Origin of the sequence: Streptomyces albospinus (assembly GCF_014648695.1) — a bacterium.
GTDB lineage: Bacteria > Actinomycetota > Actinomycetes > Streptomycetales > Streptomycetaceae > Streptomyces > Streptomyces albospinus.
This window is the reverse complement of the sequence record NZ_BMRP01000014.1, coordinates 164862-178870: the sequence shown is the minus strand read 5'-3', so window position 1 is coordinate 178870 and position 14009 is coordinate 164862. Positions and strand designations below refer to the sequence as shown.

Sequence of the window (14009 nt, the reverse complement as noted above, 5' to 3'; positions counted from 1 at the left end):
GGAAACCGCGAACGGTTCCCGCCGGGCGAAGCAGGCTGGTCCGGGCCCTCTCCGGCCACGGCAGCCGGCGAGCGGACGGTGCGCTCTCAGCCGCCGTAGACGTGGGGCGAGAGGGTACCGACGAACGGCAGATTGCGGTACTTCTCCGCGAAGTCCAGGCCGTAGCCGACGACGAATTCGTTGGGAATGTCGAAGCCGATCCACTTCACGTCGATCGCCACCTTGGCCGCCTCCGGCTTGCGCAGCAGCGTGCACACCTCCAGCGAGGCGGGCTCCCGCGAGCCGAGGTTCGACAGCAGCCACGACAGCGTCAGGCCGGAGTCGATGATGTCCTCGACGATCAGGACGTGCTTGCCCTTGATGTCGGTGTCCAGGTCCTTGAGGATGCGGACCACACCGGAGGACTGGGTGCCCGCGCCGTAGGAGGACACGGCCATCCAGTCCATCGTGACGGGGGTGGACAGCGCGCGCGCCAGGTCCGCCATCACCATCACCGCGCCCTTGAGGACACCGACGATGAGCAGGTCCTTGCCCGCGTACTCCGCGTCGATCTTCGCGGCCAGCTCGGCCAGCTTCGCTTCGATCTCTTCTTTGCTGATGAGCACCGACTGAAGGTCGGCGCCCATGTCCTTGTCGTCCACCCGTGCCACTCTCGCTCGCTTCGGTGTGCAGATCAGCCGTGAACCTCACGAAGCGGTACCCGGTCGCAAGATCACGGGGCAGGGCGGTCTTCTGCGGCTCAGCCCTGCCGAACGACCAGTCTGCCACCCTGCCGTCGCACACCCACGCGCCCGGGGAGGTTGATGGCGCCCTGCCCGCGCCAGGCCGTGATCAATCGGTCCACTTCTTCGATATGCCGGGCGAAGAGCGAACCGGCAGGTGAGCCGGCCGCGATGACGGCCCGGCGCAGCACCCGGCGGCGTACCGCGGGCGGCAGCGCGAAGAGGGCGGCGACGTCGAGGGTGCCGGATTCGTCCAGCACCGTGCCCTCGGCCTCGGCGGCCCAGGCGTCCAGCGCGTCGGCGTCGTCCCGCGAGAGCTGGGCGGTGCGCGCCAGCGCCTCGACGACGCCCTTGCCGAGGCACTTCTCCAGGGCGGGCAGCCCCTCGTGCCGCAGTCGTGAGCGGGTGTAGGCGGGGTCGGTGTTGTGGGGGTCGTCCCAGACGGGCAGCGCCTGGACGAGGCACGCCTTGCGGGCGGTCTGCCGGTCGAGGTCCAGGAAGGGGCGGCGGTAGCGGCCGTCCGTCCCGGTGGTCGCGGCCATCCCGGAGAGCGAGCGGGTGCCGGACCCGCGGGCGAGGCCGAGGAGCACGGTCTCCGCCTGGTCGTCGCGGGTGTGGCCGAGCAGGATCGCGCTGGCGCCGTGGCGGTCGGCGGCGGCGTCCAAGGCGGCGTAGCGGGCGTCGCGGGCGGCGGCTTCCGGGCCGCCCTCGCGCCCGACGTGGATGCTGACGACGTCGACGGGGTCGAGCCGCAGGGCCCGCAGCCGTACGGCGACCTCGGCGGCGCGGAGGTCGGAACCTTCCTGGAGGCCGTGGTCGATGGTCACGCCACCGGCGCGGACACCCAGCTTGGGCGCTTCGAAGGCGAGGGCGGAGGCGAGCGCCATGGAATCGGCGCCGCCGGAGCAGGCGGCAAGCACGAGCGGGGCCTCGTGCCGGTCCTGCGCGCAGTGGTGGTTGAGGACGTCGTGGAGTACGCGGCGGACCGCCAGGCGTATCGCGGCGACCGCTGGATGGGGACCCATGTCCGTTTCCAATCGTTCAGCTGGGGGGCGAGCCTCGGGACGTGGACGGCACTTCGTCACACAGAGTGCCTAGATGGTGACAGAGACGAGCAGTTCCCCGAGCATTGCACGCCTATCCATCGGTCACGGTCCCTCAGACGGGTGATTGGAGGGGCGCGCTACTGCCGCACGGCGTGCCCAGCTCACGCCGTGCGCTTACGGTGCCCCGTCGGCCTTCCGATGCACCCGCGCGACCCAGTCCGCCGGTTTGGCGATCTCCAGTTTCGTGGGGAGGGTGTTCGGCGACGTCCAGATCCGGTTGAAGCCGTCCATGCCGACCTCCTCGACGACGGACCGCACGAACCGCTCCCCGTCACGGTACTGCCGCAGCTTCGCATCCAGCCCCAGCAGCTTGCGCAGCGCCAGGTCCAGCCGGCCCGCGCCGCTGGCCCGGCGCTGCTGGAACTTCTCCCGGATCTCCGCGACCGACGGCACCACCTCGGGCCCCACCCCGTCCATGACGAAGTCGGCGTGCCCCTCCAGCAGCGACATCACCGCCGTCAGCCGCCCGAGGATCTCCCGCTGGGCGGGCGTCTGCACGAGATCGACGATCGACCGGCTGCCGTCGTCACCCTGCTCGCCCTCCGGCTTGGCGCCGGCCAGTGACTGGGCCGCCTCCCGCAACCGCTCCAGCAGCGTCCCCGGGTCGATGTCGGTCTCCCCCAGGAACGACTGGATCTCGCCCTCGATGTGGTCCCGCAGCCAGGGCACGGCGGTGAACTGGGTCCGGTGCGTCTCCTCATGGAGGCACACCCACAGCCGGAAGTCGTGCGGCGCGACGTCCAGTTCGCGCTCCACGTGGACGATGTTCGGCGCCACGAGCAGCAGCCGGCCGCCCTGCGCCGCGGCCGGCAGATCGCGCGTGGGCGGCGCGAACGTCTCGTACTGGCCCAGGACCCGCGACGCCAGGAACGACAGCAGCATCCCCAGCTCCACGCCGGTCACCTTGCCGCCGACCGCGCCGAGCACCGCGCCACCGGGAACGTTCGAGCGCCGGTCCTCCATCTTGGCCAGCAGGGGCTTGAGGACGGCCCGGAAGCCGGCCACATTGGCCCGGATCCAGCCAGGCCGGTCCACGACCAGCACCGGCGTGTCAGGCGGCGACGCCTCGCCCTCCGCACCCGGCTGCGCCATCCGGGTGAACGCCCGGACGTGCTCCTCGGAGGACTTGGCATGCCTCCGCAACTCCGCGACGATCTTCCGCGCCTCGTCCCGGCTCACCTCTGGACCTGGCCGGACGAATCGCGTCGCGGTCGAAACCGCGAGATTCCAGTCGACCATCTCCACACCACCGATGCTCGTCATGGGTTCACGGTACGGGGGCGCTGCGCTTGCTGGTAGCCGATCCGCTGCGCTTAGCTCGCTTCCCACGTTCCGCTGCGCCTGGCCGGCTTCCTACGTTGGCGACTTTCCCGTCGTTTCGCTGCGCTTCTCCGGCTTCCCAGGTTTGCGACTCTCCCACCGTGGGGGGTTTGGCCGTGTTCCGCCTGCGGCGCGGGGCACGGCTTCTCGCGGTGGCGGCTTTCCCGCCGTGAGAGGAGTTGATCCGCTGCGCGGGGCTTTCGGGGTGCGGTGACGGTCCTCCGGGGCAGGGGATGTCCGGACTGCGTCGCTTTACGGTTCGCTGCGCCTCGCCTCTGCTCTTGTTCGAGCCTTCGGAAGCAGAGCCCGGACATCCCCTGCCCCTCCGGCCCGTCCCCTCCCGTGGGTGGTGGGGAGGAATGGTGGGCGGGGGCGGGCCGATCAGGTCACCGGCAGCCGCAGTTGGCCACCGTGGAGGCCATGCGGTCGAGGGCCTTCTGCGCGGCCTGGGCGTCGGTGGTGCCGGTGGTCATGAAGGCGAAGGCCAGCAGTCGGCCGTCCGCGTCCACGACGGTGCCGGCCAGGGTGTTGACCCCGGTGAGGGTGCCGGTCTTGGCCCGTACGGCGCCGGCGCCGGCGGTGTCGCCCACGTAGCGCCCGCTCAGGGTGCCGGTGAACGCGGCCACCGGGAGGCCGGTGACGACCGGGCGCAGGTCGGGCTTGTCGGGAGCGGCGGCGGCCAGCAGGAGGTGCGAGAGCAGGTTCGCGGAGACCTTGTCGCCGCGGTCCAGGCCGCTGCCGTCCTCGAAGACGGCGCCGGCCAGCGGGAGGTGCTGGGCGGCCAGGGCGTCGCGTACGGCCGTGGCGGCACCGTCGAAGCTGGCGGGCTGCCCGGACGCGCGGGCGGTCTGGCGGGCCAGCGCCTCGGCGATGTCGTTGTCGCTGTTGGTCAGCATCCGCTCGACGAGAGCGGAGAGCGGGAGGGAGTGGACGGTGGCGATCCGGTCGGGCCGCTGCGGGGCGGTGGCCTCGCCGGAGTCGCCGTCCACGGTGATCCCGCGCTGCCGGAGCAGACCGGCGAAGACGCCCGCCGCGTCGCCCGCCGGGTCGGTGGCGCGCGGCGCGGGACCGTGGTCGCTGCCGTCGAGGCGGGCCTCGTCGGTCATCAGGGCGGTGACGGGGGCGAGGTTCTCGTTGGGGCCGATGGGGTGCTCGACGGGTCCCGTGTAGGCGGAGGTGTCGTAGCCGAGGCCGACCTTGGTGATCCCGCGCCGTTTGAGGACGCGGGCGGTGTCGTCGGCGAGGGCGCGCAGGCCGGCGGGCTGTTCCCCGGCACCCGGTACGGGCGCCCGCGCGGTGAGGGTCGGATCGCCGCCGCCGACCAGCACGATCCGGTCCTTGCCGCCCATGACGACGGATGTGTCGATGCGGTGGTCGGCGCCGAGCTTGGACAGCGCGGCGACGGCGGTGGCGAGCTTCACCGTGGAGGCGGGGGTGGCGGCCTCGTCCTGTTCGGCGCCGAACACCTGCCGGCCGGCCGCGATGTCCAGGACGGACGCCGTACGCAGCGGGCCGAGCGCCGGATCCGCCAGTAGCGGCGCGAGCGCGTCGGCCAGCCCGGCGCCGGTCGGCGCGGGTGCCGTGCCGGGCCCCGCGGCGCCGTGCGCGGGCCCGCTGAGCGCCGCCAGCACGGGCGGCGCGCTGGGCACCGGGCGGGGCGCCCGGCCGTCATCGTGATGCTCGCCACCTGTGTCCGGTACGCCCGCCGCCGCGGCCCGCTCGGCCGTACGCTGACCGGAGTCCCACGGCCCGGCCGCCGCCACCGCGACGACCGCGACCGCCAGTCCGGTAGCGGCGGACAGCGCCGTCAGCCGCCAGGTCTGCCGCGTATGCCGCGGTGCGGCCCGCCACGCCTGCCGGGCGGCGTCCGACGCCGCGAACGCAGCGCGGTGCGCGGTCCGTCCCGCGGTGCGGGCGGAACGCTGTGCCCGGCGCGCCGCCACCCGTGCGGAGCGCTGCGCCGACTGCCATCTGACCTGCCATGTTCGGGTCTCGGGCACCTCGGACCAGCCCCTTTCGCCACCACACACCTGCGTGGGGGACACTTAATCACCAGACGTATGTGTTGATCATGGAGGAGCCACCCGTGGAGTTCGACGTCACCATCGAGATCCCGAAGGGTTCGCGGAACAAGTACGAGGTGGACCACGAGACCGGTCGGATCCGCCTGGACCGTCGACTCTTCACCTCGACCAGCTACCCGGCCGACTACGGTTTTGTCGAGAACACCCTGGGCGAGGACGGCGACCCGCTGGACGCCCTCGTCATCCTGGACGAGCCGACCTTCCCCGGCTGCCTCATCAAGTGCCGCGCCATCGGCATGTTCCGGATGACGGACGAGGCCGGCGGCGACGACAAGCTGCTGTGCGTGCCCGCCTCCGACCCGCGGGTGGAGCACCTCCGCGACATCCACCACGTCTCGGAGTTCGACCGCCTGGAGATCCAGCACTTCTTCGAGGTCTACAAGGACCTGGAGCCCGGCAAGTCCGTCGAGGGTGCCAACTGGGTCGGCCGCGCCGAGGCCGAGGCCGAGATCGAGGCGTCCTACAAGCGCCTCGAGGCGCAGGGCGGCGCGCACTGACCTGACGGATCGGACACGGCGCCGTGCGGGGCTCTCCGGCCCCGCCGCGCCCTCCGCCGCGCTCTGATTTTCGTACGCGAACGGGCGGCACCCAGTCGGGGTGCCGCCCGTCGTTCGTGTCGTGGGTCCGCGGGGGGGGCGGAAGTCAGGGGTCGCGGCCGGGGTTTGCCGACCGCGGCGGCCCGGGGCGCGGGCCGCGGTGTTACGCAGCGGCGGGCGCGAGGGCCGCCGCCGCCTTGCCGGCCACCGCCGGGCGCTTGTCGCTCTGCGCGAAGACATAGAGGAGCGCCGGGTGGGTGGCGCCGAAGGCCAGCACGAAGCGGTTGAGCCCCATGAACTGCCCGATTCCCAGGTGGAACAGCGTCATCGAGCCGAGGTACGCCCGCGCCGCCGGCTTCGGCAGGACGAAGACCAGCGGGAAGCCGACCTCCGCGGCGACCGTCGTCCAGGTGATGAGCTTCCCCAGCATCGGGTACTTGTGCACGAGCTTGTAGATGTTCGGATCCCCGTAGTTGTGCGTGCGGATGACGCCGCTGAACGCCTCTCCGCTGAGCCACACCGGGGACACGAGCTTGACCACGCCGGACGCGACGTAGGAGAGGGTCGTCTCCAGGGCCAGCGCGCGCATGGCCACGTCGCGGGCCTTCTCGCTGTCCTTGAAGGTGCCGGTCGAGGCGAGGACGACGTTGATCACCTGCTGGAGCTGGTCCGCTCCGTCCCCGCCGTAGGGGGTGCGCACGCGTGAGGCGGCGCCCGTCACCGCCAGAACGGCGCTGCCCGCCGCGCGCACTCCGCGCTTGTGACCCCAGATCAGCGTGGCGGCAGAGGCTCCCGCCTGGATCCCGTAAAGAGCGACCCCGGCCTTCTTGGAGCTGAGGGCGCGGGTCAGCCGGGGAAAGCGCTTGGCGAGCCCGGGGTGGGTGTTCTCCAGCTGGGCACTCAGCAAGTCGCCGTCCGCGAGCTTACGGTGCTGGCTCAGCATTTCCAGGGCGGAGACCAGCGTCCCCACGGAAGCCACTCGGCGGGCCGTGACCTCGGGCGGAGCGCTGAGAAACATGAGTGAGTGCTCCTGATGAATTGATACGAGTACGGTGGGTATAAGAGGACGGCGGCACGGTATGTGTATCGGACGTACCGTGCCGCCGTCCGCCTTCATCAGCCGGGACTAACGATGCCGGTCAGCATCGCTACCGACTGGTTCTCTTAGTGGCGCAGGACCTCGTGGGTGGCCATGTTCACCGTCGCGGCGGTCGCCGCGGTCACCGCGACGCCCTCGGGGGTCGCGAGGACGGTCAGCGGAGTGGTCATGGTCGGGGTCGCGTCAGAACCGATACGGCCCGGCGTCGCGTCGGACAGCTCGGTGTTAGCGAATTCAGCCACAACAGACATTTGCGTTCCTTTCTCTCAGAATTCTCAGCAAGTTCTCCAGCCGTTCGGCGGGAGGGCGCGGACTCACGCGGCAAGGGTTATCGAGTGAGTTCGCGACTTCCAGTCGAGAGGGTTGGTCGGCTCGCTATGCGGCTACCGGAATTTCGGCCGTACTGGGGGCGCCGTCTTCCTCCAGCGGGAATTCCATGGAGACGAAGACGGGTTCGATGTGCCGGTCTTCCGGATTGGTGGGGTGCGAATACATCAGCAGGAACTGGCTGTGCGAGGCGCCCTCGGCATGAGGCAGATGGCGCTGGATATAGCCGGCAAGCAGCTTGTACCCGGTCCCCATCGTTACGGGGCGCACTTCCGATCCGAAGGCGATCGACTGGGCGATGACGTGCTGGCTCGCGTCGAACAGGGCCTTCGGGCACCGGTTGCGCGCGTTCCACGCCAGTGCGTACCACGGCCGGTCACGGGTGACCGGAACTTCCATCCACTCACCGGGCTTGCCGTCCGTGATGTCCCGGTAGAGGAGATGACTGTCCTTGACTCCGGGGTTGGGCCCGAAGAAGCGCCAGTTGGGGGTGGGTATCCGCCACCACTTCCCGCGGCGCAGGAGACCGTCGAAGCGCTGCTCGGGGATTTGCGCCACGGCCGTCGCCACCAGCCAGCCGGCGAGTGTCGCCGTGACAGCGGCCGTCTTCACCCGTTCCGTGTTCACGCTCACCCTCACGTCAGTTCCTTTTCCCGCTCCGCAGCGCTGTCTGCAACCTGGCGGCTCTTGCCGGGCCGCGACTGCTTCGAGCCGGTCCGCTCGGCGGGCGGTTCGCCGGCGATCAACTCCGCCACCTCACCGGCGTGCTCCGGCACGGAGAGAAGGGACTCGTGATCGGAGCCGTCGACGAAGTGGTGCCGGGACCTCGCCGAGATGAGGGGCAGCCTGGCCTGGATCCCGTGGTGTATGGCGTTGTCACCGACGTTGTTCTCCGCCGTGATGACGGTCAACGGGCAGGCCAGTTCCGTCAGTTCCGGATAGGTCATCGCGTCCCGGTACTCCCGGCCGGCGGTGGCCCACGTACTCGGCTGCGCCAGGAACGCCGTGTAGCTCCGGTTGATTTCGGGGCGGTATTGCTTGTTCACGTTCAGGGCGGGGCGGAAGACCGAAAGGCCCGTCCCCGAATACACCTGCTCCATCACCATCGACCGGCGGGACCACCGGTCGACTTCGGTACGGCGGGAGTGACGCAGGCTGACCACTTCAGTGGCGTCGATCATCACCACTGCGGTGACGCCCTTCACCGCGTCCGGATGGAGCGACGCATAGGCGGCAATGAGGTACCCGCCGAGGGAGTGCCCGGCCAGCACCAGCGGAAGATCGCCGACGTACGTTTCGCGCAGTTCCTGCACCAACTCGAAATGCCGGTCCAGGCCGTACTGCTTCGACGGTGTGCTGAGCCCGTAGCCGGGCCGGTTGAACCGTACGTACCCCATGTCTGCGGGAAGTGCTTCGCAGACCCAGTCCCAGTATTCGTGGGCCATGCCCAGCCCGCTGTCGAGCAGGACCATGCGCCGGGCATTCGGAGGAATATTGACGTCAACCTCTACGAAGCTGCCGTCCGGCCTCTCGTGCGTCATGTAGCGACGCGCACGTTCACGTTTCCCCGTGAATCGCGTTGCTGCGCCGGCCAGCAGGCTCGCGCCGGCCAACCCAGCGATACCCACGGCGAATTGGCGTTCCAGTGACGCCACAATTCCTCCCCCGTGATTTCAAGTGGCTGATACCCAGAACACTAACACCGAGTGCCGGGGTAAAGTAATGAGTTAGTTGACTCTCCGGACCGGGTGCGTCTTCCCGCGAGGCTGCGGAACACGGCCTGGAGCACTCCGGCCATACTTCCGGAGTTCCATGTACAACTCGCCTATCGTGGCCTTCAGCATGGCGTTTTCCTGGGTCAACTCAGCTATCCGGGACGCCTCCTCGGAGTCCCTTCCGCTCTCGCCGGACAGGCCGTTGCGAGCCCCCTCAATAAACTGTCGGCGCCAGTTTGATACTGACTGCTCGGAGACGCCGGCTTCACGCGCGGCTTCTGCCGCGGTCAGTTGGCCACTCATGACTCTGACCAGGAGACCGAGTTTCTTGTCTGCGGGCAAAATCGGTGGACGTCCCATGTGGAACCCCCTTCTACGATCCGCGTTCGGGTATGCCGCACTCAGGGTTTGACGTAGCAACTGATGAACAGGGCGACCGATCGGCTGTGGTGAGCGCCGTCCCAGTTCGTGGGCTGCGCGCTCCAGCCCGGCCGCGCGGGCATGATCGTGGGCGTCATCCGGGGTGGTCAGCCGGGTGAATTCGGTTCCCAGCCGGATGCTGCCAGTGGTTAAAGTTCCAGGATCGGCTGGTTGTTGCGCAGCTCGATCACCAGGCTGCCGCCGGGGACGAGAAGCCGGCCACTCGCCGGACGACCCGGTGGTTGTTCCTCGCGAATGTGCCGGAGCGACGAGGTCGCAGAGGCGCGGGGCATCAGCCCGCAGCGGAATTCCGAGGTGTGGTTACGTGTGCCCCCGAGGCCGAATTCAATGGCCACCGCCTCGGGTGCGGGATGGACGGCCGGCAGACCCTTCACGGTCTCCGTGGTACGTCTGCCGCCATGAAAGAGGCGATCGCGTCGGCCTTCGAACTGCCACCCACAGCCATTTTCTTCTCCCCCGTTTTCCACACGTGCTCCCTCGTTTTGTCCCCACTGTCGATCCCGACGGGAACGTCGTGAGGCGGAAGAGCCGGAACGAGGCAAGACGCCGTTGCCAGAAATGACGTCATACGCCAACACGGCTGCGCAGTAGAACCACAGCCGCCTGCATGGTGGGTCAGACCAGCAGTCCTATCGATCCAGTGGTATCGCCTCGACGAGATGTGGGGGGTTTCACGTTTATGCCGTGTCAGCCCATCATATACGCCGGCACGGATACCAGTGAATAGTACACAGAGCCACGAAGACACCCAGGCGCCGCTGCCACGCACCGGCCGGCCGACGCGTGTCCGAATTGACTGACTGCGGCCCCTTTGCGCCGATCACTCCCGGGCCACATCAGCTTTCCGTATCGCGTTCCCCTTACTCGACCTGGACTCCATCCCACACCAGACCCTCCGGTGTCGCCCAGTCCTTTGCCTACTTTTGGCGACAGGACTACCGATGGCCCAGCCAAGAAGGTCAGGCCTCCGGCACCGACTCGGACCGACGGCAACAAAGAATGGCACAGCCGCTTTAGCGGGAAAGTCCGCATTTAAATAGCGGCAGCCTTCGGTGACAGCTCGGGCACGTTACGTATATCGAAACGGTGCCGCAGCGCGGAAATTGCGGCCAGATAGCCGGACATGCCGTGCACGCTGGGCCCCGGAGGGGTGGCCGAGGAGCACAGGAAGACTCCGGGCAGCGGTGTGCGGTAGGGGTCGACGCGGGGCACGGGCCGCGCGATGCTCTGGTACAGCGTCATCGCGCCCGAACCGATGTCCCCGCCCACGTAGTTGGGGTTGTAGGTCTCGTACGCGGCGGCGGGCACGGAGCGGTGGGCGAGGATCGTGTCCCCGAACCCCGGGGCGTAGCGCTCGATGCGGGCGCGCACCAGGTCGTAGGGGTCGGTGGGATCGCCGTTCGGCACATGCGCGTACGCCCACACGGGCCGCTTCCCGGGCAGCGCACGTCCCGGATCGGTCACCGCGGGGTCCACCAGCAGGACGAACGGCTCCCTGGTCCGCACCCGGCGTGCGTTCCTGGTCTCCTGGCGGACCATCTCGGCATGGGTGCCGCCCAGATGCACCGTTCCGGCGCGACCCACGGCGGGGTCGGCCCAGGGGATCGGCTCGGAGACCAGGAAGTCGACCTTGGCGGCGCCCGGACCGTAGCGGAAGCGCGAGAGGCCGCGCGCGTAGGAACGGGGCAGCCGGCCGCCCGCGAGGGCCAGGAAGCCCTTGGGGCTGGTGTCGAGCAACACCGCCCGCGCGCCGCTCAGTTGTGCCAGGTCCTCCACCGTGTGCCCGGTGTGGAAGACGCCGCCGTGCGCGCTGATGTCCTGGGCCATCGCCTCCGCGATACGGGCGCTGCCGCCGCGCGGCAGCGGCCATCCCGTCCCGTGCGCCAGGTGGCCGAGCAGCATGGCCACCGCGCCGGCCGCGAAACTCGGCAGCCTGCCGACCGCGTGCGCGGCGACGCCGGTGAGCAGGGCCGCCGCCTCCTCGCCCTGGAAGCGTGCCGCGCCGAGCCCGGTGCCGTGGACGGCCACCCGGCCGGCCAGCAGCAGGGCGGCGGCGGGGTCGCGCGGCAGACTGCGCTGCCCGCCGAGGATCAGGTCGACGACGGCTTCGCTGTGCTCCAGCAGCGGGCCCATCAGCCGCTGCCAGCGCGGGCCGTCGGGGCCCAGGTGCGCGCAGGTGTCCGCCAGCGAGCGGTAGGCCAGGGCGGCCCGGCCCCCGTCCAGCGGATGGGCGTAGCTGATCTCGGGATGCAGCAGCTCGACCCCGCGGGCCGCGAGGTCGAACGCGCGGAAGAATGGGGAGGCGGCGGCCATGGGGTGGACGGCGGAGCAGATGTCGTGCACGACGCCGCTGTCGAAGAGCGGCGCGCTGCGCAGCCCTCCGCCGATGGTCTCGGCCGCTTCGTGGAGCTCGACTCTCAGGCCGGCCCGGGCCAGGACCACGCCGGCCGCCAGGCCGTTGGGTCCGGTGCCGACGATGGCCACGTCGGTGCTGCTCACCACTGCTCCTCGATCCTGATGGGCCGAAGCCGCACCGTCTGCTCGTTGAGGCTGCCCCACTGGGGCCAGCCGAGCGCGGACGAGAGCGGACCCGCCCCCGGTTCGCCGCGGACCCAGTAGGTCGCCGCGGCGACGGGAGCCGTCCCGGCGTGCAGTTGGGAGCCCGCCAGCCGCCGGTACAGCTCGTCGTGCTCCATCAGGTCCTGGTGCACTCCGGTGGCGCGGACCCGGCCGCCCTCCAGCACCACGATCTTCTCGGCGTCGACCACCGTGGAGATGCGGTGGGCGATGGCGATGACCGCGCACTGCTGGGAGACCCGGCGCAGCACGTCGCGGAAATCCCGCTCCGAGTCGGAGTCCAGGTTGGAGGTGGCCTCGTCCAGCAGCATGACCGCGGGCTTCTGGAGCAGGGTACGGGCGATGCACAGGCGCTGGCGCTGCCCGCCGGACAACCCGCTTCCCTGGTCGCCGAGTTCGGTGTCGAGCCCCTTCGGGAGAGTGGCGACCACCGAGGTGAGGCCGGCCATCTCCACCGCCTCCCAGATGTCGTCCTCGCTCGCGTGCGGATGGGCGTAGGTCAGGTTCTCCCGGACCGTGCCGCGCATGGTCGCGCTGTCCTGCTGGACGTAGCCGACCAGCCCGCGGACGGTGTCGAGCGGCAGCGTCTCGATGTTCTGCCCGCCGAGCAGGATGACGCCGCCGTCCACCGCGTAGAAGCGCTCGATGAGCTGGAACATGCTGGTCTTGCCCGCGCCCGAGGGCCCGACCACCGCCGTCAGCCCACGCGCCGGCACGGTGAGCGAGACGCCGTGGAGGACCTGCGTCCGGTCCCCCTCCTCGCCCCGTCGGTACCCGAACCGCACGTCGTGGAACTCGACCGCCGGCAGGTGCAGGGCGAGCGGCGCGATGGGCACGGGCCCCTGTGCGTCCTCGTTCCCGTTGCCTTCCTGGGGCATTCGGGCGAGCTCGTCGACGCGCTGGATGGCGGCCCGGCCCTGGATGAACTGGCCTATCCCCATGAAGAACATCACCAGCGGCGACACCAGCTGGAACAGGTACATGATGAACGTGGTCAGGTCGGCCATCTTCATCTCGCCGCGGGCCACCCAGGCCATGCCGGCACCGACGACGACGGCCAGCGCGCCCTGCGTACCGACGTTCATGGACGGCGTGAACAGGGCGTTGTAGGCGTTGACCCGGATGCCCGAACGCCGCGCCCGCTCGGCCAGCTTGCCGATGCGGGCGGCCTCCCGCGGCTCGGCGCGGGACGCCTTGACCGTGGGCAGCGCGGCGAGCACGCGCTGTACAGCGACGCCGAACTCACCGGTGTCGTCCCGGTTTTGCAGCGCCACCCTGCGCAACTTGCGTGCGATGGAGAGGGAGATGAGGCTGGCGGCTCCGAGGCAGGCGATGGTGATGAGCATCAGCCGCACGTCGATGAGGAACATCAGCACGACGCCGCCGATCACGGTGGCGCCGCTGACGATCAGCTGGGCGAGGCTCTGCGAGAGGGCGATCTTCACCAGCGAGGTGTCGGTGACCGTGCGGGTGAGGATGTCGCCCTGGGGCCGCTTCCCGAACTCGGTGAGGTCGGCGCGGAGCAGCCGCCCGGTCAGCAGGTGGCGGACGTCGTGGACGATGTTCTCGCCGGCTCGCCCGATGACGTATGCCTGGAGCGAGGAGAAGACCGCGCCCACGCAGAAGAGAGCGACGAGCCGGACGATCGGGAAGGCCAGCGATTCGCCCTTGCCCGCCGCCTCGATCAGTTTTCCGATGGACCACGGCTGGGTGAGCGAGGCGCCCACGCCCAGCAGACCCAGCAGCACGCCCGTGGCGAGCAGCGTGGTGTGTTGTCTGACGACCCGCGAGACCGATCCGGCGCCGCGTCCGGTCTTGCTACTCAGGCTCGATTTGTCGGCATGACTCGCCATGAGTGCTCCCCCCGTTTTGACGACGGTCACGGCGCGTGCGCGACCAAGAGAACAGCCCTGTCTTATAGGGACTCGTCGTCAAGATGTTCGAAGCTAACATGGCGCGCCCGGCGTAAAGTTATGGGTAAGTTGAGCCACCGGCACACAGCCCCGCGATTCCGTGGCGGGAATATACGGCCGCGTAAGTTAACTCATCTCTTCTTTACTTGGCGCATGTTCAGGAGGCCTT

The 14009-nt window shown here is 69.7% G+C and carries 13 protein-coding genes; 1 reads left to right on the top strand and 12 read right to left on the bottom strand.

Annotated features, from left to right (window positions below):
- Positions 1 to 86: 86 nt before the first annotated feature.
- From hpt to dacB, 4 genes are all read right to left on the bottom strand, one after another.
- The gene (gene hpt, locus IEZ17_RS20790; RefSeq protein WP_189302356.1) at positions 87 to 626 is read right to left on the bottom strand and encodes a hypoxanthine phosphoribosyltransferase; all 540 of its coding nucleotides are present in this window, start codon (positions 624 to 626) and stop codon (positions 87 to 89) included.
- A gap of 113 nt (positions 627 to 739) precedes the next feature.
- Entirely contained in the window at positions 740 to 1747 is a 1008-nt protein-coding gene (gene tilS / locus IEZ17_RS20785; RefSeq protein ID WP_189302286.1) for a tRNA lysidine(34) synthetase TilS, read from the bottom strand.
- Between the two features lie 195 nt (positions 1748 to 1942).
- Positions 1943 to 3091, bottom strand: coding sequence for an Rv3626c family coenzyme F420 biosynthesis-associated protein (locus tag IEZ17_RS20780; RefSeq protein WP_189302276.1), 1149 nt, complete (start codon positions 3089 to 3091; stop codon positions 1943 to 1945).
- 443 nt (positions 3092 to 3534) lie between these two features.
- Positions 3535 to 5148, bottom strand: a complete 1614-nt coding sequence (gene dacB, locus IEZ17_RS20775; protein ID WP_189302275.1) for a D-alanyl-D-alanine carboxypeptidase/D-alanyl-D-alanine endopeptidase — start codon at positions 5146 to 5148, stop codon at positions 3535 to 3537.
- Positions 5149 to 5234: 86 nt separating this feature from the next.
- On the opposite strand from dacB, the gene IEZ17_RS20770 reads away from it, so the two are divergent.
- Entirely contained in the window at positions 5235 to 5729 is a 495-nt protein-coding gene (locus IEZ17_RS20770; RefSeq protein WP_019888410.1) for an inorganic diphosphatase, read from the top strand.
- 202 nt (positions 5730 to 5931) lie between these two features.
- Here IEZ17_RS20770 and IEZ17_RS20765 read toward each other — a convergent pair whose 3' ends face one another.
- The 8 genes from IEZ17_RS20765 to IEZ17_RS20730 all read right to left on the bottom strand — a co-directional run bounded on the left by IEZ17_RS20765 (position 5932) and on the right by IEZ17_RS20730 (position 13780).
- Positions 5932 to 6786, bottom strand: coding sequence for an HTTM domain-containing protein (locus IEZ17_RS20765; RefSeq protein WP_189302273.1), 855 nt, complete (start codon positions 6784 to 6786; stop codon positions 5932 to 5934).
- A gap of 146 nt (positions 6787 to 6932) precedes the next feature.
- Positions 6933 to 7118: a linaridin family RiPP gene (locus tag IEZ17_RS20760; RefSeq protein ID WP_189302271.1), complete on the bottom strand. Its 186-nt coding sequence runs from the start codon at positions 7116 to 7118 to the stop codon at positions 6933 to 6935.
- A gap of 124 nt (positions 7119 to 7242) precedes the next feature.
- Positions 7243 to 7827 (bottom strand): hypothetical protein, encoded by a 585-nt coding sequence (locus IEZ17_RS20755; protein WP_229852447.1) that lies wholly within the window; start codon positions 7825 to 7827, stop codon positions 7243 to 7245.
- Positions 7828 to 7829: 2 nt separating this feature from the next.
- Entirely contained in the window at positions 7830 to 8849 is a 1020-nt protein-coding gene (locus IEZ17_RS20750; protein WP_189302267.1) for an alpha/beta fold hydrolase, read from the bottom strand.
- 72 nt (positions 8850 to 8921) lie between these two features.
- A complete protein-coding gene (locus IEZ17_RS20745; RefSeq protein ID WP_189302265.1) occupies positions 8922 to 9269 on the bottom strand; it encodes a helix-turn-helix domain-containing protein in 348 nt (115 codons plus the stop codon).
- Positions 9270 to 9478: 209 nt separating this feature from the next.
- Positions 9479 to 9724 (bottom strand): hypothetical protein, encoded by a 246-nt coding sequence (locus tag IEZ17_RS20740; RefSeq protein WP_189302263.1) that lies wholly within the window; start codon positions 9722 to 9724, stop codon positions 9479 to 9481.
- Positions 9725 to 10382: 658 nt separating this feature from the next.
- Positions 10383 to 11849: a phytoene desaturase family protein gene (locus IEZ17_RS20735; RefSeq protein ID WP_189302261.1), complete on the bottom strand. Its 1467-nt coding sequence runs from the start codon at positions 11847 to 11849 to the stop codon at positions 10383 to 10385.
- Positions 11846 to 13780 (bottom strand): ABC transporter ATP-binding protein, encoded by a 1935-nt coding sequence (locus IEZ17_RS20730; RefSeq protein ID WP_189302258.1) that lies wholly within the window; start codon positions 13778 to 13780, stop codon positions 11846 to 11848. The genes IEZ17_RS20735 and IEZ17_RS20730 overlap by 4 nt, the downstream gene beginning before the upstream one ends.
- Between the last annotated feature and the right edge of the window lie 229 nt (positions 13781 to 14009).

Excerpts from the sequence above, each read along its gene's own strand:
- hpt (WP_189302356.1), bottom strand. The coding sequence starts at position 626 with ATGGGCGCCGACCTTCAGTCGGTGCTCATCAGCAAAGAAGAGATCGAA.
- tilS (WP_189302286.1), bottom strand. The coding sequence starts at position 1,747 with ATGGGTCCCCATCCAGCGGTCGCCGCGATACGCCTGGCGGTCCGCCGC.
- IEZ17_RS20780 (WP_189302276.1), bottom strand. The coding sequence starts at position 3,091 with ATGACGAGCATCGGTGGTGTGGAGATGGTCGACTGGAATCTCGCGGTT.
- IEZ17_RS20765 (WP_189302273.1), bottom strand. The coding sequence starts at position 6,786 with ATGTTTCTCAGCGCTCCGCCCGAGGTCACGGCCCGCCGAGTGGCTTCC.
- IEZ17_RS20760 (WP_189302271.1), bottom strand. The coding sequence starts at position 7,118 with ATGTCTGTTGTGGCTGAATTCGCTAACACCGAGCTGTCCGACGCGACG.
- IEZ17_RS20745 (WP_189302265.1), bottom strand. The coding sequence starts at position 9,269 with ATGGGACGTCCACCGATTTTGCCCGCAGACAAGAAACTCGGTCTCCTG.
- IEZ17_RS20730 (WP_189302258.1), bottom strand. The coding sequence starts at position 13,780 with ATGGCGAGTCATGCCGACAAATCGAGCCTGAGTAGCAAGACCGGACGC.